Raw genomic sequence first — 18,317 nt, forward strand, 5'->3', positions numbered from 1 at the left:
TTGCTCCCGATGAGGGTGAGTCAGTCGATAAATTGCTGACTGACACACCCTCATCGGGAGCAAGCCCCCTCCCACAAATTATTCATCGTCCGTTCTATCGCTTAACTGACTGGCAAGCCCGCTCACTACAGGTCTGCTCTCAGCGGATGATCTTTTCCACTTGGATGCCCAGTTTTTTCAGGCGATACCAGAAGCTTCTTTCAGAAATCCCGATCTTCGACGCCGCCGCTGCCTGCACCCCGTTGCTCTCTTGCAAGGCCGCCAGGATGTAGGCTTTCTCCACCTCCGCCAGCGCCGCATCCAGGTCCTGAGGCACACCCAGGCCCTCGCTGAGCACCGCCGTCACGCCACCCTCGGTGGGCTTGGAGGCGAACAGGTAAGCCGGCAAGTCGATATCTTCAATCACCGGTTTGGCCGCCACGATGGTCGCGCGCTCCACGCAGTTTTGCAGTTCACGGATATTGCCCGGCCAGTTGTAGGCCGCCATGGCCTGCAACGCCTCCGGGCTGAAGCCGGTGATGCGTTTGCCGGCGGTGGCGCTCAGGGTCTCGGCGAAGTGCCGGGCCAGGGGCACGATGTCTTCGGCACGGTCACGCAGGGGCGGCAGCGGAATCGGGAACACGTTGAGACGGTAGTAAAGGTCTTCGCGGAATTCTTTGTTGGCCACCGCATCCAGCAGGTTTTTGTTGGTCGCGGCGATCACTCGTACGTCGACCTTGCGCTCGCGTGGATCACCCACCGGCTCGATCACCCGCTCCTGCAATGCACGCAGGATCTTGGCCTGCAAGGCCAGGGGCATATCGCCCACTTCGTCCAGGAACAACGTGCCTTTGTCGGCCTGCTGGAAGCGCCCGACCCGGTCACTGACCGCGCCGGTGAAAGCGCCCTTGCGATGGCCGAACATCTCGCTTTCCAGCAAGCCTTCGGGGATCGCCGCGCAATTGACCGCTACGAACGGTTTGTCGGCCCGGCTGCCGTGCTTGTGAATGGCGCGAGCGACCATTTCCTTGCCGGTGCCGCTTTCGCCGGTCAGCAGGATGGTTGCATTGCTGTCGCGTACCGAGTCGATCGCGTGCAGCACCTGGCGAAAGGCCGGGCTTTCGCCCACCAGGCTGTCGAATTGGGCATGGTGATCCAGCTCGGCACGCAGCCGCGCGTTATCGCGCAGGATGTCGCGAAACTGCAAAGCCTTGGCCACGGTGATGTCCAGCTCGTCGATGTCGAAGGGCTTGGCGATGTAGTCATAGGCGCCATTGCGCATCGACTGCACGGCATTTTTCACCGTGCTGTAGGCTGTCATCACGATCACCGGCAGGTCCGGAAAACGCACCTTGATCTCGGCCAGCAGTGCCGGCCCATCCATACCCGGCATGCGCCAGTCACTGATCACCAGGTCGATGTCTTCCTGCTCCAGCACTTTGAGCGCATGCAGGCCGTTGCTCGCGGTGAACACCTGGATGCCATTCTGGCTCAAGGCAGACGACAACAAATCACACAGCTTGGGCTCGTCGTCGACTACCAATACGTTATGCGTCATGACCTTCCTCATCGTCGCCATCGTCTTCACCCTGCGCCGGAATGTACAGGCTGAAGGTGGCGCCGGCATCTTTCTCACTGGCGCATTCAATGCTGCCGTCGTGACTTTCCATGATCGAATAGACTTTAGCCAGCCCCAGGCCGGTGCCCGAAGCCTTGGTAGTGACGAATGGCGTGAAGATACGCTCCATCATATCCGCCGGAATGCCCGGGCCGGTGTCGGCAATGCTAATCACCGTGTAGCCGTTCGTGCTGGCGATACCCAGCGTCAGACGCCCGCCTTCAGGCATTTCGTCGACGGCATTGAGAATCAGGTTGAGGCACGCCTGCTTGATCTGTTTGGCATCCGCATAAAGGGTCGCGCCGGGGGCCTGGTCGATAATTTGTGCATCGATATTGTGGGTGGCCAATTCGGGGCCGCAGAAGCCGAGGATTTCTTCGACCACCGGGCGTGCCGCCTGCAACACACGCAACGGTGGGTTGGGTTTGGCGAAGTCGAGAAACTCGGTGATCAGTTCATTGATGCGGCTGACTTCGCTGATCACGTATTCCAGGTGGCGCTTGTCGGTCTCCGCCAAGTCCGCACGGCGGTGCAACAGCTGGGTGGCGGTCTTGATAATACCCAGCGGGTTGCGGATTTCGTGAGCCAGGCCCATGGCGACTTCGCCCAGGGCGTGCAACCGGTCTCGACGGCGCAGTTGCGCTTCCAGGTGGTGCAGCTCGCCCAGGCGTTCGGTCATGTGGTTGAAGGTGCTGCTCAACTGCGCCAATTCGTCGCCGCCACTGACCAGCACTCGGTGCTCATAATTGCCGGAGATCACCGCGTTCACCCCCAGGGACAAGTCCCGCAGCGGCTTGGTCAGGCGCCGTGACACCAGTACCCCGGCGCCGAGGGACAGCGCCGAGCTGAGCAGGAAAATCAGCAAGAACAGGTTGCTCTGGTTCACCAGCCCCACCAGGCTGGTATGGCGCAGCAGGCCACTGAAGATCACGCCTTGCAGGTCGCCGGCGTCGTTGAAGATCGGCCAGTACAAACCGCTGTAATTGTTGGTGAACTGTTCGCTCGGTTGTTTGGTGGCGCGCATGGCCGTTTCGACATTCTTCGGGATGCGCGACGGGTGATTATCAAAACGCTGGGTCGAGAATATCTCGGAAAAACCCGAAGGGTTGGCCAGGTACAGGCGCAGGTCGAGGGAGTGGACATCCGCCACACTGGTGAGGAAGCTGCTGTCCAGGTAGGTAGCGACCAGGAGCAGGTAGTCCTCCCCGTCCTGCGTGGTTTCGAACGTGGAGACCACCATGCCCGTCGTCACGCCGGCCACCTGCACCGTCTGCAAGACGGCATTGCTGGTCAGGTTGATCTGCTTGACCACATCGTCAGCCGCCGTGGTGAACACCACCTTGTGATCGCTGGCGCGGATCAGCGCAACTACGTCGATATCAGTGGCGTTGGCAATGTCGGCGGTCAGCCGGTCGTGCTTGGCGGCTTGCTTGCTTGACGGCGGGCTGGTGTAGCGCAGGAACAGCTTGGCCATGCGCGCGTTGTCATGAAGGATGTTGCCGACCTCGTCCTTGACGATCTTGGTCGACTCTTGCAGCCAGATGCGCACGTTGCTGTCGAAGATCTGTGACAGTGTGGTTGCCGCCAGTTCGGCCGCAATCATGGTCGGAATAACGCTGACCAACCAGAACGCCAGCACCAGCTTGCGCTGGACGCTCCAGCGCGAGATGGCAAAGGGGCGGGCTTTCGGGCGGGTCTTGGTGATCATCAGGTTTCGCTTATCACAGCAGCCATGGCAGGGTCGGAACGATCCGGTCGAAGAAACATTTTCGCGAAATTGAACAGCCCGTTCACCCACCGATTACGCCGGCGCAAGAACAGGCTGTTGTACTCAAGCTCGCTCGTTTACCCAGACACAGACCGCGCGTTCTTCAAGCCGTTCCAGACACTGCGCTGGATGGCTCGAACGCCCAAGCAGGCTTGGGCGATGATCACGTCGAGTGCTCAGGTTCATGCCCGCTGTCGGTAATCCACGGGCGCTTGGACAGCGGCGGCATGTTGCTCGACAAACTCGGCACTCAACTCGATCACCCGGCGGTATTGCAGGTCGACGGTGATCATGTGATAGCAGTTGTCCAGCAGGATCTTGGTCACGGGACCACCCAGATGGCGCTCCACGTAATCGGCGTTCCAGCGGCTGGTGATGTCGTCCTCGATGGAGTGCAGCACCAACGCCGGGACCTTGATCTCAGGCATGCGTTTCTTGACCACGGCGTTCATGCGGTGCAACTCGCGCACCGTGATGCCCTCCATGGTCAGCAAACCGGCTTCGCTGCTCTCCCCCTCCTTCATCTGCCGTTCGACGATCGAGCGCAGGCGCTCGTTCTTGATGCCATACGGCGGCTTCTCTTCAAAGCGGCAGACGTGCACGCCGAATGGAATCTTCATCAACAACGGCGTCAGGAACGCCAACTTGTTAATGCTCCAGCCGTCGTACTTCAAGGTAGTGGAATACATCAGCAACCCGGCCACTTGCCCTGGGTGCTCGGCGGCCACATACATCGACATCACCGCGCCCATGGACAAGCCACCGACAAACACCTGCTCGTGGCGCTGCTTGACCTGCGCAAAGGTCTTGCGCACGCCTTCATACCAGTCCAGCCAGCCGGTCGCCTGCAAGTCGCTGTTATCGCCGCAGTGGCCAGCCAGGGTGGGCACGTACACCGTGCAGTTGCCCACTTTGGCCAGCCCCTTGGCGACTTGGCGCAGTTCCGTTGGGGTGCCGGTCAGGCCGTGGATCAACAGAATCCCGACCGGACCTTCACCCAACACGAAGCCGGCGTCACCTTCACCGAGGTCGACTCCGATGTTGTTCACCGCTTGGTCGCTCGCACCAGCAGTTGCTCCAGGAGTTTCAGGCCCAGGTCGATTTCCGGGTAGCTGATTTCCAGGGACGGTGCCAGGGTGATCACGTTTTTGTAGTAGCCGCCCACGTCGAGAATCAAGCCCAGTTTCTGGCCGTCAACGACCATGTCGCCTTTCATGCCTTCTTCGACCATGTAGTCCAGGGTCGCCTTGTCTGGCGTGAAGCCGTCCGCAGCGCAGATTTCGCAGCGCAGGGCCAGGCCCAGGCCATCGACGTCGCCGATGATCGGGAAACGTTTCTGCAGGTCTTGCAGACCTTCCAGGAAGTATTTGCCCTTGGCCATGACCATGGCGCCGTAGTCGACTTCGCTGGTCATCTTGAACATTTCCAGACCTACAGCCGTACCCAGTGGGTTGGAGGCGAAGGTGGAGTGGGTCGAACCTGGTGGGAAGATCTTCGGGTTGATCAATTCTTCACGAGCCCAGATACCGCCCAGCGGGTTCAGGCCGTTGGTCAGCGCCTTACCGAAGACGATCACGTCCGGCTGCACGTCGAAGTGCTCGATCGACCACAGTTTGCCGGTACGGTAGAAGCCCATCTGGATTTCATCGGACACCATCAGGATGCCGTGCTGATCCAGGACTTGCTTGAGTTCGCGGTAGAAGTTCATTGGCGGGATCACGTAGCCGCCGGTGCCCTGGATCGGCTCGACGTAGAACGCTGCGTATTCGCTGGAACCGACTTTAGGGTCCCAAACGCCGTTGTATTCGGTCTCGAACAGACGGGCGAATTGCTGCACGCAGTGGCTGCCGTATTCTTCCTTGGTCATGCCTTTAGGGCCGCGGAAGTGGTACGGGAACGGGATGAACTGCGCACGCTCGCCGAAGTGGCCGTAGCGGCGACGGTAGCGGTAGCTCGAAGTGATCGACGACGCGCCGAGGGTACGACCGTGGTAGCCGCCTTCGAAGGCGAACATCAGGCTCTTGCCGTTGCTGGCGTTACGCACGACTTTCAGGGAGTCTTCGATGGACTGCGAACCGCCGACGTTGAAGTGCACGCGACCATCGAGGCCGAATTTCTTCTTGGCGTCGACTGCGATCATTTCCGACAGTTCGATCTTGCCTTTGTGCAGGTACTGGCTGGCGATTTGCGGCAGGGTATCGATCTGCTGTTTCAGCGCGTTATTCAGGCGTGGGTTGGCGTAGCCGAAGTTTACGGCCGAGTACCACATTTGCAGGTCGAGATACGCCTGGTCTTCGGTATCCCACACGTAGGAGCCTTCGCAGCGGCTGAAAATGCGCGGTGGCTCGATGTAGTGAACGGTGTCGCCGTAAGAGCAATACTTGGCTTCTTTATCCAGAAGAACCTGGTCTTCGGCGGTAGCGATACGGATATCAGACATGGTGGAAGAGTTCCTGATTTTCAGCGGTAAAGGTGGTGGCGTTGGCGGCGATGCCCATCGGCAGTTTGGCCAGCAGCGCAGGCAGTTCGGCAAAAGTGTCGAAGCGCACGTGAGGGATATGGTTGGCTTCGCAGTATTTGGCCAGGCTGCCTTTGGCGAAGACGAAGTCGGCGGTGGAAGCCACACACATGTCGGACTTGCCGTCGCCGATCACCAGCACGCGTTTGTTGCGTGGGGTGGATTTGCACTTGCAGTTGCCGGCCGCGGCACGGCAGGCATCGCTGGAATACGGGAAGTCGATGCGCCAGCTGTTCTGGTCGACCTGGCGCAGACGGTTGGCGAGGATCGGCAGCAGGGTCACGTAGTTGCGCGACAGAATGCGCGCGATGCCCTGTTCGATGCCATCGCTGACCACCTCGATGGTAGCGCCCAGGCCCATGACGTGATCGACGAAGTCCGGGAAGTCCGGGTCGATTTCGACGCTGTCAAAATACGCCAGCAGTTCTGCCGGGGTCGCTTTGATCAGCGCCAGTTGGCGGCTCAGGCATTCGCGGGAACCGATATGTCCATCCAGCCATTCCTGTTCGATGGTTTCCCACTCGGGGCCGGCGAAGCGTTGGAGGACGTTGTCGATGACATCGGTGGGGGTGATGGTCCCGTCGAAGTCACACACGATATGCCACTGGATCATTGCGTTTACCTTGATGGAGCGCGCTGTATGCGCTTGCCCAAGAGGTATAGCAGAGAGCGTGCCAACTGGCTGAACACCAGCGGGGCTGGGCTTTTGGCCAAGATGTGTGGTGATATGTGTCGAGCAAGCTACAATTTTTGTAGCTTGCTACAAACAAGATGAGTGCTTGCGCGCAGGGCTACCTTCGCGCGTGAATGCGCGCCAGTTCAGGTAAGGAATCCGCTCCATGCTCAAAGTCACTTGCGCGGTACTCACAGGTCTGTTCGGTCTGCTGGACGTTTCCAGCGCCGCCTGGGCCGCCGGTCTCACCGGCCAGGTGGGTGCCGGCTTCAGCTATCAGCCCCGCGACCCCACCGCCAGCAGCTACGAAGTCAAACCGGTCCCCGAACTCGACCTAGACTGGGGCAACGTGAGCCTGGCGACAGACGACGGCCTGACCTGGAGCGTACTCAATACCAACGGTTTTACCGCCGGCCCCTACATCAATTACCTGCCAGGCCGGACCGCCAACGGCGCACTGCGCGGCTTGCGTGATGTGCCGGACATGGCCGAAGTCGGCGGGTTCGTGCAATACGCCCCGGCCGATTTCTGGCGCATCTACACCCAGGTCGGCCAGGCCGTCGGCGGCGCGCACGGTCGAACCGGCATGCTGGGCAAACTCGGCGGTGAACTGGGTTACCCGATGGGCGGCGACATCATCGGCAGCACGGGCCTGATGGCCTACTTTGCCGACGCCCGTCAGACCCAGGCGTTCTTTGGCGTCGACGCCAATGAATCCGCCGCCTCAGGTATCCGGGCCTACAACGCCAGCGCCGGCTTCCAGAACCTGACGCTGACCCAGAGTTTCGAGTTCCCGCTGACCTCCCATTGGTCGTGGCTGACCAGCGCCAGCTGGACGCGCCTGGTCGGTTCGGCGGCCAACAGCAGCATCGTCAAGAAAACCGGCGACGTGAACCAGGGCCAGGTGCAGACGGCGATCAGCTACAAGTTTGACTGAAGCTCAGCCTTTGGCTTCGCTGATAATCTGACGAATCGCGCCCACGAAGGCTTCCGCCGGCTGGCCGCCGCTGACCGCGTACTGGTCGTTGAACACGATGGTCGGCACCGAGCTCACGCCACGGGACACCCACAGTTGTTCCTGCTCGCGCACTTCGGCGGCGTACTCGTCGCTAGCCAGGATCTGGGCCGCACGCTGGATGTCCAGGCCGACGCTCTCGGCGATGATCGCCAGGGTCGCGTGGTCGGATGGGTCCTGGCCATCGCTGAAATACGCCTTGAACAGCGCTTCCTTGAGGTTGTACTGCAAGCCTTCTAGCCCCGCCCAATGCAGCAGGCGGTGGGCGTCGAAGGTGTTGTAGATACGGCTCTGGCCGTCGGTGCGGAAAGCGAAGCCCAGGGCTGCGCCCATGTCGCGGATGCGTTCGCGGTTGGCCTGGGACTGCTCGGCGGTGGAGCCATATTTCTCGGTGATGTGCTCAACGATGTTTTGCCCGCCGGCGGGCATGTTCGGGTTGAGTTCGAATGGCTGGAAATGAATCTCGGCCTGTACCTCGCTACCCAGTTGGTCGAGGGCTTCGGTCAAGCCGCGCAGGCCAATGATGCACCAGGGGCAAGACACGTCGCTGACGAAATCGATTTTCAGGGGAGTACTCATGGCAGGCAACCTCGCAGGCGTTCTTGTCGGCACTGACGCGCCGTAAAGGTTGCACCATACACCAAGTTCACAGCACCTTCGAAGACTCACCCAGGTCAATCTGCGCCCAATGCGCAACGTCTTCGCGATGGGCTTGCAGGTAGGGCAGCACCGCCGTCAGCAGCGGTGCCTTGAACGCTTCCTGGAATCGATGGGCCATGCCCGGAATCAGTTTCAGTTGGCTGCCCTGGATATGCGCGGCCAGGTGCACGCCGTGCATCACCGGCAACAAGGGATCGGCGGTGCCATGCACCACCAGTGTCGGGACCCGCAGCTGGTTGAGCAACGGCACGCGGCTGGGCTCGGCGAGGATTGCCATGATCTGGCGCTTCACGCCGTCCGGGTTGAAGGCACGGTCATAGGACAGTGCCGCCTGATGCAGTAATACCTGACGATCATCTTTCACCTGCGGGCTGCCCAGGGCCGCTAGCAGGTCCGCCTGCTGCTCCAGCGCCACCTCGCGATTGGGCGCGCTGCGCCGCGACAACAATTGCACCAGCGCCGCACTCGGCGCCGGCAGGCCCTCGGCGCCGGAGCTGGTCATCACCAACGTCAGGCTTTCCACCCGCTGCGGCGCCATCGCCGCCAGGTGCTGGGCGATCATGCCGCCCATGCTCACGCCCAGCACGTGGAATTGCCGGATCTGCAAGGCATCCATCAAACCCAGCGCATCATCGGCCATATCCGTCAGCGTGTAAGGCGTCGCTACCGGCAGGCCGAGCTTGTAGCGCAGCACTTCGAAGGTCAGGTTGGCGCTGGCCGGGGCCTGGCGCCAGGTGGACAGGCCGACGTCACGGTTGTCGTAGCGAATCACCCGGAACCCCTGCTCACACAGGGCCACCACCACTTCATCCGGCCAATGGATCAACTGCCCGCCCAGCCCCATCACCAGCAGCAACGCAGGATCCGACGCCCGCCCGATACTTTGGTAGGCGATGCTGACTGTTTCCAGGTCGACCGTTTGGGTCGGGACATTGACATCACATCGAGAAGCCGCAAAAGACGGCAGGCCGAACAAGAGAGCGGCCAGTAGAAAAAACACGCGCATGAAAAACACCGAAACGCAGAACCCCAGTAGAGCGCGAGTCTGATGAAGTTTGTTCACGCGCGCTGCCACACTTCCATGACAGTTTGATGAAGAGTGCCCAGCGGTCAGGTCTACACATGTAGCGCCAACTCGCCGGGGCAGGTGCGTTCAATGGGCGGATGCCGGAAGCCATCGGCCTTTTGCCCAAGGAACCCCCATCATGCCCGACCTATCTGCGCCAGCACTCGCTGACCTGCCACTGCCGACTTTTACCCCTTCACATACGACCCTGGCGTTGAACCAGGACGAGAACCTGCTGCTGCGCGCCGAACAACGCTTGCGTGATTGCCGCAGGGACATGCTCGAACTGATGAGCCACGCGCCGACACTGCGAGCGACCATCCATGACACGCTCCAACAACACCTGGGCCTGGACGGCGCCCAGGTAGGGCTGCAAACCCCATCCGAGGGCGAGCACGCGGCCGGCCGCTGTTCCCTGACCGACGCTTGCGCGTTTCTCCTCAAGTACCCGACCACTGACACCGCGACACTGAGTGACGTGCAGGTATTACACCTGCCCGCCAACCATCCACTGGCCAAGCTGACGACGCCGCAACTGCTGGAGCAGGTCCGCCGCCTGGATATCCGCGCCGCCCTCACCCAGGCCTGGAACCGCTATTGGGCGGGCCGGGCACCGCAGACCCCGATCAGCCGACGCCAACGTGCCGCACAGTTGTATCGCGAGCATTTCGAGGCGACGGGCTTGTGGCTCAAGGCTCAAGACATTGAGCGGGCGACCCCGCTCACACCGCTGTTCGTACTGCTTGAGTCGTCGGACGACACGCCGTCAGTGAACGAGCAGAAAATATTCACCGAACAGCTGATGCTCAAACATTCCGACGCCAGCCTGCATGCACTGCCCGGCGCCTGGGTGGTCACACTGGATGGGGAACAACCCGTCAGCCAGCTTTTATATGTGCCGTTTCACCAACCGGCCTGGCAGGTCTTCAGCCAACGTGCGGGTATGGAGCGTTGGCTGCTGGAGCACCAGCGCGAACTGTTCGGTACTGAAGCCCCCCTGGCGACCCTCCACTACCGGCTCCAGACACAGCCCTTGGCCAACGGCATCGAGCAATGGCTGGCCTGGCTGGTCGACGCGCAATGGCAGAGCCTGGGCAGCGCGCCGCAGCACCCGGTTTTCCGCGATGGAGCCCCCCTGGCGCTGTTGCACAGTGACGAACTGGACTTGCTGCGACGCACCCGCCCGCTGTTCTCGGCGGCAGCGCCCAGGCAAACGCCGTCGGCCGAAGAAATCGAGCTGGATTCACCGCCACCCTTTGGTTGGCTGGGCGCCGACCTTGACCCCAGCCATCGCCAGGCGGTGATCCGACAACAACGCCTGGCCCTGGAAACCCTGCAAGGCGATGAGCCGCGCATAAACGACTTCAAGCAAGCCCTCGCAGAACTCACTGCCCAGCAATTGGCGGCAGACGCCGCCGCTGTGACGATGCTGGAAAGGCGGCCATTGGATACCACGACCCTCAATATTCAGTACACAGCGCTGTATACCGCCAGGCGCGAAGGTTTGAGAGCCGAGGCCAGGCTGCAACGCAGCCTTGAGCAAATCAACCCACACGAACTGACCCGCCTGGAAACGGTACTCGACCAGCCGCTGCGCGCCGCGCGCAACGAGGACGCGTGCGTGGCCGCACTATGGCTATCGATCACCCGCCAGAACAACGCTACGACCACCGTCACCACCACCGAACTCAAAGGCCCGCTGGTCATCACCTGTGCGCTTGCGCTGACCGACCCACCTGACACTCCTCATAGCCTGTTGCTGTATTGGCCCGGCACCGGCGGCGGCCTGCAGCGGTTCGACTCCTGCCAGGCCCTGGCCACATCGGTATTACGCCTGATGCCCGAGGAACAGGCGCTTTCCATGCAACTCAAGGAGCTGACCGTCGACCCGCTCGACTACAGCCTCAACCTGCAACACGTCGCGTTCGAGGAGCAGGCCGCACAGATACGCTCGGACCATCCGGCACCACCCCACGGCCGCCGCCGTGCGGCCGAACTGGAAAAACTGCGCCTGCAGACACTTCACAACCTGCGCGTGCCGCTGCACGAAGCCCGGGACCTGGCCTGCCTGCAAGTGCTCGAACAAGACAACAGTGCCCATCTGGCCCAACAACTCCCCGATTGGCTGCGCAGCCTCACCGCGCAACAACGTGCAAGCCTCAAACCGTTGATGCAGGCTTACCTGCCGGCGATCGAACAGGCACAACAGTTATTCGACCAGTCCCTGCCCGCGCGTGGCGACTTTGTGCGGCGACACATCGATGCGCGCCTGCGCAAGGACTTCGCCCTTGAGCAAGGGTTTTCCATCGCCGTGGAACTGCCGGACTCTGTCCAACAGCAGCGCGACATCATCCCCGGCGGCAATATCGGCGGCACACCGACACGCCTGGTGGATGTTCCCAGTCGCGCACGCAGCAGCCTGACCCTGGAACAGCTGGCATTGAGCAACATTGACAGCACGTTGAGCCTGCGCCTGGGTTTTATGCGCGCAATCGTGACCAGCGACGCCACCGAGGAAGGCCGTGCGTTGCAGGCCGGGCTCAGCGCCGACTACCTGAGCAAGATGGTGCGGGACCTCAACCTGGCGAAGAAATATGAAGACCATATCTACGCCACGTTCAGAGGGCACCCGGATGAATCGACCTTTGAACAGCAGTACCGCCGTGAAGTGCTGATCAAACCCTGGCGCCTGCTGTTGCAGCTGCAAGGGCGCTACGCCGTGCTGCAAAACCAGCTGACGGAAACGGACCTGCAACTGCTCGACATCGCCATCGATGCCGACACCGCCACGGCCTGGGACTCAGGGTCACGGCGCATCCGCCTGCTGCCGGCCCACCTCGCGACGGGAGGGCGTGATACCCGTGACGAGCAGCCGATCACCTTGTCGGGCATCACCTTCATTCACGACGCAGCGAGCGGCTTGACCTTGTTGTACCTGCCCGACGCACCTGACGAACGTTTTTTCCGTCGCTACGACAGCCTGGACCAGGCGCGCAAGGGCCTGTTCGATCTGTGCCGGCTGGACAAGATGGTGCAGTACGTCGCCGGCCATGCGATCAAGGGCGATGTCCGTGCGCATATCCAGCGGATCGACCAGGCCCAGCAAAAACACTTTACGGGCATGATCGGCGCGGGCGAACGTTGGCCGGTCACCACCTCACTGTCGGCACATCTGCTGGATGCGCACATGGGGCGGCTGATCGAGGCCAACCGCAATGATGCCCGCTCCAACGAAGACCTTGCGCTGGAACGCTATGCGCTGCAAAGCGGACACCTGTTCAACGGGATCAAGATCGCCTTGGGGTTCGTGCCTTTCGTGGGTACGGCGGTGTCGCTGGTGGATGGTGTCACCCAACTGGCCGGTGCCGTCGATGCGTTCCGCCAAGGGGAAACGCATGCCGGCATTGAACAGCTGGCGTCAGTGTTCGAATGCCTGTTGTTCGCGGCCATGGATATTGTGCCGATGGCCGCCGTGCCGTCGGTGCGGGCCGATGCGGCGCGCCGGTTGATGCGCTTGCGACAATCGGCCCATGCCGGCGTCAGCAGCGGCGCCTGGCGCTCCCTGGCATCGCACAGCCGGGCAAGCATCCTGACGCGGTTCGACGGTTATGCGTATGAAAAACCGCTTTCACTGGCGGGCCTGCAACCGGGCAAACAGGGCATTTATCGCCAGGTCTATCGCCACCCCGCAGGTGACTTCATCCTCAACCACGGCCAGATCTTCCAGGTGGAGTTCGACAAGGCTTATCAAACCCTGCGACTGAGCGGCACGCGTAAAAAGTCCTATAAGCAGCCCATCGGGCTGGACGAGAACGGCCAATGGGATACCCATGGCGCGCTCTACGGCACCTTGGTGGATGGCGGGCTGCCGGGGGGCGGCAACGTGCTGGGCGCCGTGGCCGACCGCCTCGACCCGCTGTGGCCGGCGATGATTCGCCAATGGCTGCCGCGCTGGTGGACCGACCATGCCTTGCGCCAGCAGCGCAGGCTGATATCTCGGATCGGGACGGCGTTGCAGTTGATAGACGCCAGCAGCGCAGAACTCAATCGACTGCTGCCGCGCTACCACGCGGATGATCTCTCTGTTATCCCGGCGCTGGAACGCGCCATGGACAGCCTCACCGCGCAGGCGCTGAAAATGGATGAGGAGCTGGTGGCTATCTCACGCTACCTGCGAGGGAATCGCAGCCAAATGCTGAGAAAATCGCGCAGCGATGTGGCCGATAACGTGTGCCAGTGCGCGCAATTGCAAGTGCGGGTTGCCCTGCAACAAGTCCTGAAATATTCCGATGAAGCCGCCGCCCTCAACACCCGTCTTCAGGCCATGCCCTTTGATCAGGTGTCCGCCAGGCAAGCCCTCAGGGCACAGATCCGGGACTTGGATATCCAGGTATTCGACTGCTACCAGCGAACCGACGCCGCAGTTGAACTGATGAACCAATGGCTGCCCCTGGGCCCTGGAATCAATCGAAAAACCCTGGCCACCGCTGCCGAAGCCATCAACCGTCGTTATTCGGAATTTGAACGCGCGCGCTTCAAGACCGAGGCATTGACCGATCTCATCGCGCATCGCAAACCTGGGCACGACATCGCCTGGCACTACCTGCAGGGGCCGCTGGAAAACGCCGAGAACGCCTTGATACAGGCGCTGTACCTGCAACGTCATCTGCTCGAGGCAAGCCCCAACCCCAGCCAGCGCAACCGCATCTTGCAGCACTGCATCAGCACCTACGAAACCTATCAGCGCCAGCTGAACAGTTGGACGGCCGGTGTACCGCAGCTGTTTGATGACACCTATGTCGCGCAGATGCACCAACAGCTCAGCGCCCTGCGCACACGCGCCGAAAAAGCCCTGACCACCGTCACGCCCAAGACCACGGGCTCACCCGGCAAACGCGTGTTCGAGACCGACGACAACCTGCTGCTGATTGGTGACGCCGATAAAACCTCAGCCCCGCAAAAACCGCGCTACACCCTCACGGGTAAACGGGGCGAGGCGCATGTCTGGGAGCAAGGCAGCGACGGCAAATTCCGCCGCGTCGGCGCAGCCAGCCCGACGGCTTGGCAACCCACTCCCCGTGACCTGAACGCCTTGACCCAGGACGCCAAGAATCGTTTGCAGAACCTTGCCGCCCACCAGGCCCGAGTCGACGGCTACAGACGCCAGAAAATGCTCCCGGCGGACCTTGAGTTCATGATGACCAGCGAGGCAGATACCCTCGACCTGCAAGCCCGTCACCTCGCAGAGTTGGCGGGAGATTCGGCATTGGTCCGGCAACTGCGCCAAAAGGCCACCGACCTGCGCGAGCAAGGCCGGCGGCTGCGGATCAACCAGTCAATCAGCAGCCAGACACCGACCGAGGGCTACCTGGACTATCTGCTCAGTCAGCAGCTGGACGACAAACCGATTGTCGATATCCGCAAGACCGGTGCCCTGGAGGACCTGGGACGGCGCCAGGATGGCCGGCCGGATTTCATGCAGGAATTTGAAATCCGCGATGTCCGCCAGGCCACGCCCAAGCCGCTGTGGTACGCGCACTTTCACTACGAGTCGGCCACGCCCAGGCAGCTCGACCTCTTCGTCAAAGCCCACCTCAAATTGCCAGCCCAGCGTCGCCTGGGGCTGAAATGGCAGCAAAGCCAAGCCCGCGACGGGGCAACGGGCGACGTTGCATCGATCTGGAGGGGCGACATCAATAAACCGCTGGCAAGGCAGCATTTCCAGGCGGCGTGGCAAGAACAGCTCTAGTCGTCGCCACGCAGCGGCTTGTTCGCAACGGGAACATGAGACAAACTCAACTTAATTAATGTGTTGGCAAGTTTTACTCATGGAGGCCCTGGTGCTGGAAATTCGTCACCTCAAGACCCTGCACGCTTTGCGCGAAGCCGACAGCCTGGTGGAAGCCGCCGAGCGTCTGCACCTGACGCAGTCGGCGCTGTCCCACCAATTCAAGGAACTGGAAGAACGCCTGGGCATGCCACTGTTCGTGCGCAAGACCAAGCCGCTGCGCTTCACCAGCGCCGGCCTGCGCCTGCTGCAACTGGCCGACGCCACCCTGCCCTTGCTGCGTGGTGCCGAGCGCGATATCGCACGGTTGGCCGGCGGCACTGCCGGGCGTCTGCACATGGCGATCGAGTGCCATAGCTGCTTCCAGTGGCTGATGCCGACCATCGACCAGTTCCGCGACGCCTGGCCGGAAGTCGAGCTGGACCTGGCCTCGGGTTTCGCTTTCGCCCCGCTGCCGGCCCTGGCCCGTGGCGATCTGGACCTGGTGGTGACCTCCGACCCGCTGGAACTGCCGGGCATCACTTATGTACCGCTGTTCACCTACGAAGCCATGCTGGCGGTCGCCAACCAGCATGCGTTGGCGAACAAGTCCTATATCGTGCCGGAAGACCTGCTCAGCGAAACCCTGATCACCTACCCGGTGGAGCGTGACCGCCTGGATATTTTCACGCGTTTCCTGGAACCGGCCGACGTCGAACCGGCCCAGGTGCGCACCTCGGAATTGACGGTGATGATGATGCAGTTGGTAGCCAGCGGCCGTGGTGTCTGCGGCATGCCCCATTGGGCGCTGCATGAGTACAGCTCGCGGGGTTACGTGAAGGCCAAGCGCCTGGGCGAGAAAGGTTTGTTTGCGACGCTGTATGCCGGGATTCGCGCCGACATGCTGGATGCGCCGTATATGCGCGACTTCTTGCTGACGGCCAAGGACACTTCGTTTTCGACGCTGGATGGGGTCAGCGCGGTTCGATAAACGACGCAGAGCAGCACCGTGGCTGATCACTGACCTTTCAATTCACGCCACATGTGAATTTTGTCGAAATACTCGATGCCCACCCGCACCGCCAACGGCTCCAGGCCGTATTGGATAAACCCGCACCGCTGGTACAACGCCAAGGCTGCATCGTTGCCGGCGGTGACGGTCAGTTGAATCACTTTGAGGCCGGGCTGGCGGCGTGCGTCATCGAGCGCCGCTTCCACCAATTGGCGGCCAAGCCCCTGTTGCTGATGCGCCGCGCTCACATACATACCGAACAGGGTCACTTTGTGCCGGGCCTTCTCGCGTGGCTCAAAGGCCAGGCCGACAATCCCGGCCAACTCATCACCGTCGAACCCACCCAGCAACCGATCCAGCGGGCTGGAAAGGCGCTTTTCCCACCAGCTCGACGGCATCGCTGCACGCTCGGCCACACTGGAGGTGAACGCCTGTGGATAGGCACCGTAGGCCTCCAGCATCAACTCGCGATACGCGGTGGCGTCGCCGGCCACCAGCGGGCGAATCTTCATGCCGTCAGCGACTGGCGATAGAACGGCAGGATCAGGTCACGCGTCAACGGCGCCAAGTGCAGGCCACCGTCGCCCATGGGGTCGATCCAGCGCACCTCCTCGATTTCCGCCGCGGGCACCACCGCCACGTCGATGTGCACCTGGAACAACTCGGCGTGCACGGTAAAACCTGGCTCATTGGCGGCCGGGGCCGAGAAGTGGCCGAGGTAAAGGGCCTGGCTGGGGTCGATGTGCAAGTTGAGTTCTTCGTGCAGCTCGCGGGCCAGGGCCTGGGCCGGTTGTTCCCCGGCGTCGATCTTGCCGCCCGGTTGCATGAACGCCTGGGTGCCGCGCTTGCGCACCAGCAGGGTCTGGCCGTCGCGGCCGATCAGGAGGGCGGCGGCAATACGAATGGTTGAAAGGCTCATTAAAGAATGGGGGTCTCTTCGGGTAGTTTGATAAATACGCTGTATTTGGCGCCCTCCATCGCTTCGAACGCGATCAGCTTGTCCACCAGCGGCAGGTTCAACACCTTGCCGGCGTTGAGCAGCAGCATCCCGTTATCGGCATTGAGGTTGCGCGCCAGGACCATGCCGTCTTCCAGTTCCCGGGTGGAAAGGACTTTGACGCTGGGGTCGCCCAGGGTCACATCGCTCAAAAAAGTGGCGCAGGCTTTGACGAAGTCTTCGACCAGTGCCGGATCGTACAGGCGCCCGGCATACTTGCGGATATACAGCAGCGCTTCGTCGCTGTTCAGATACCGCTCAAGGATCAAGCCCTTTTGCAATTCGATAAAGTCCACCGCCAGCTTCAGCAGGCGTGAGCCGAACGGAATCGCCTCCTCCTTGAGATGGTCGGGAAAGCCTGTACCGTCCCAGCGTTCCTGGTGATGCCGAATGAGCCGCGCCGCATCCTTCATCGGCTCCAGGGTCATCAACAGCGACTCGCTTTGCGTCGGGTACGCGCGATACAACTCACGGTCGGTGCTGTGCAGCCTGTCCGACGGCGCAACCATCATGCCGTCGGTCCAGCTCAGCTTGCCGATGTTGTACAACGCAGCGGCCATCGTCAGGTCGCGGGTACTGGCTTCATCCATCGACTGGGCGTCGCAATACACCCGAATCAGCTCGATCAAGGCGCGGTTGGTCTGCTTGTCCTTGGGCAGGCGCAAGTTGGCCAGCAGCGAGAACACCTCAGTGCCCGTCACGTAGCTGCGCTTGAGCTCTTCGTAGGCCAGGTCAAGCATGTCGGCGGTCTGTTGCAACTCGGAGGTGCGCGCCGCCACGCGTTTTTCCAGTGTGCTGTTAAGCACCTTGAGCTGCTCGGTCTGTTGCCGGGCCAAGCGCTCCAGGCGCAGGTGCTCAAGGCATTGGCTGATGACCAACTGCAACTCGTCGTCATTCCAGGGTTTGCTGATATAGCGGTGAATCTGGCCTTCGTTGATCGCCTTGATGATGGTTGTCACATCGGCGTAACCCGTCAACAAAATACGGCTGGTGCCAGGATACAAACGATGCACCTCGGCCAGGAGCTGCGCGCCGTCCATTCCGGGCATGCGCGCATCGCTCATCACCAGGTCGACGTGGCGCCCGGCGAGGATCTCCAGCGCCTGGGCACCGCCGCCGGCCAGCAGTATTTCGTATGGCTGAGTGCGCAACAGGCGGCGCAAACTGTTGAGGATCGATTCTTCGTCGTCGACCAGCAAAACGACGGGTTTCGTAGCGAGCTGTTCATCCATGGTGACTCTGCC

At 61.6% G+C, this 18,317-nt stretch carries 13 protein-coding genes and 1 pseudogene; 3 read left to right on the forward strand and 11 right to left on the reverse strand.

Annotated features, from left to right (window positions below):
• Positions 1-139: 139 nt before the first annotated feature.
• The 6 genes and pseudogenes from DK870_RS05175 to DK870_RS05195 form a co-directional block, all read right to left on the reverse strand.
• Positions 140-1,537 carry a sigma-54 dependent transcriptional regulator gene (locus DK870_RS05175; RefSeq protein WP_161548175.1) on the reverse strand — a complete coding sequence of 466 codons (1,398 nt, stop codon included), beginning with the start codon at positions 1,535-1,537 and terminating at the stop codon, positions 140-142.
• A complete protein-coding gene (locus tag DK870_RS05180) occupies positions 1,527-3,305 on the reverse strand; it encodes a HAMP domain-containing sensor histidine kinase (RefSeq protein WP_090366493.1) in 1,779 nt (592 codons plus the stop codon). Before DK870_RS05180 ends, DK870_RS05175 begins: the two co-directional genes overlap by 11 nt.
• Positions 3,305-3,436 (reverse strand): annotated as a pseudogene (locus tag DK870_RS29630) (GNAT family N-acetyltransferase); the annotation flags it as partial. The gene DK870_RS05180 and the pseudogene DK870_RS29630, both read right to left, overlap by 1 nt.
• Positions 3,437-3,547: 111 nt before the next feature.
• Positions 3,548-4,414, reverse strand: a complete 867-nt coding sequence (locus DK870_RS05185) for a carboxylesterase (protein ID WP_090366494.1) — start codon at positions 4,412-4,414, stop codon at positions 3,548-3,550.
• Complete coding sequence (locus DK870_RS05190) at positions 4,411-5,805, reverse strand: aspartate aminotransferase family protein (RefSeq protein ID WP_060754441.1); 1,395 nt, start codon at positions 5,803-5,805, stop codon at positions 4,411-4,413. Before DK870_RS05190 ends, DK870_RS05185 begins: the two co-directional genes overlap by 4 nt.
• Entirely contained in the window at positions 5,798-6,496 is a 699-nt protein-coding gene (locus DK870_RS05195) for an MtnX-like HAD-IB family phosphatase (RefSeq protein ID WP_060754442.1), read from the reverse strand. Before DK870_RS05195 ends, DK870_RS05190 begins: the two co-directional genes overlap by 8 nt.
• 226 nt (positions 6,497-6,722) lie before the next feature.
• Between DK870_RS05195 and DK870_RS05200 the strand changes: the two genes are divergently transcribed.
• A complete protein-coding gene (locus DK870_RS05200) occupies positions 6,723-7,493 on the forward strand; it encodes a MipA/OmpV family protein (protein ID WP_161548176.1) in 771 nt (256 codons plus the stop codon).
• Between the two features lie 3 nt (positions 7,494-7,496).
• Here the strand turns inward: DK870_RS05200 and DK870_RS05205 are convergent, their stop codons facing one another.
• Entirely contained in the window at positions 7,497-8,150 is a 654-nt protein-coding gene (locus tag DK870_RS05205; RefSeq protein WP_161548177.1) for a DsbA family oxidoreductase, read from the reverse strand.
• A gap of 67 nt (positions 8,151-8,217) precedes the next feature.
• Positions 8,218-9,237, reverse strand: a complete 1,020-nt coding sequence (locus DK870_RS05210; protein ID WP_060754445.1) for an alpha/beta fold hydrolase — start codon at positions 9,235-9,237, stop codon at positions 8,218-8,220.
• A gap of 199 nt (positions 9,238-9,436) precedes the next feature.
• Between DK870_RS05210 and DK870_RS05215 the strand changes: the two genes are divergently transcribed.
• Both DK870_RS05215 and metR read left to right on the forward strand, forming a co-directional pair.
• The gene (locus DK870_RS05215; protein ID WP_161548178.1) at positions 9,437-15,046 is read left to right on the forward strand and encodes a dermonecrotic toxin domain-containing protein; all 5,610 of its coding nucleotides are present in this window, start codon (positions 9,437-9,439) and stop codon (positions 15,044-15,046) included.
• A 91-nt stretch (positions 15,047-15,137) separates the two neighbouring features.
• Complete coding sequence (gene metR, locus DK870_RS05220) at positions 15,138-16,055, forward strand: transcriptional regulator MetR (protein WP_034096103.1); 918 nt, start codon at positions 15,138-15,140, stop codon at positions 16,053-16,055.
• Positions 16,056-16,081: 26 nt separating this feature from the next.
• Here the strand turns inward: metR and DK870_RS05225 are convergent, their stop codons facing one another.
• The 3 genes from DK870_RS05225 to DK870_RS05235 are packed head-to-tail and all read right to left on the reverse strand — an operon-like array spanning position 16,082 to position 18,305.
• Positions 16,082-16,588 carry a GNAT family N-acetyltransferase gene (locus tag DK870_RS05225; RefSeq protein WP_060754447.1) on the reverse strand — a complete coding sequence of 169 codons (507 nt, stop codon included), beginning with the start codon at positions 16,586-16,588 and terminating at the stop codon, positions 16,082-16,084.
• The gene (locus DK870_RS05230) at positions 16,585-16,995 is read right to left on the reverse strand and encodes an NUDIX domain-containing protein (protein ID WP_060754448.1); all 411 of its coding nucleotides are present in this window, start codon (positions 16,993-16,995) and stop codon (positions 16,585-16,587) included. The genes DK870_RS05225 and DK870_RS05230 overlap by 4 nt, the downstream gene beginning before the upstream one ends.
• Entirely contained in the window at positions 16,995-18,305 is a 1,311-nt protein-coding gene (locus DK870_RS05235; RefSeq protein ID WP_161548179.1) for an HD domain-containing phosphohydrolase, read from the reverse strand. The genes DK870_RS05230 and DK870_RS05235 overlap by 1 nt, the downstream gene beginning before the upstream one ends.
• Positions 18,306-18,317 lie beyond the last annotated feature (12 nt).

Source organism: Pseudomonas sp. Q1 (genome assembly GCF_009935975.1).
In the GTDB taxonomy this organism is placed as follows: Bacteria; Pseudomonadota; Gammaproteobacteria; order Pseudomonadales; family Pseudomonadaceae; genus Aquipseudomonas; species Aquipseudomonas palleroniana.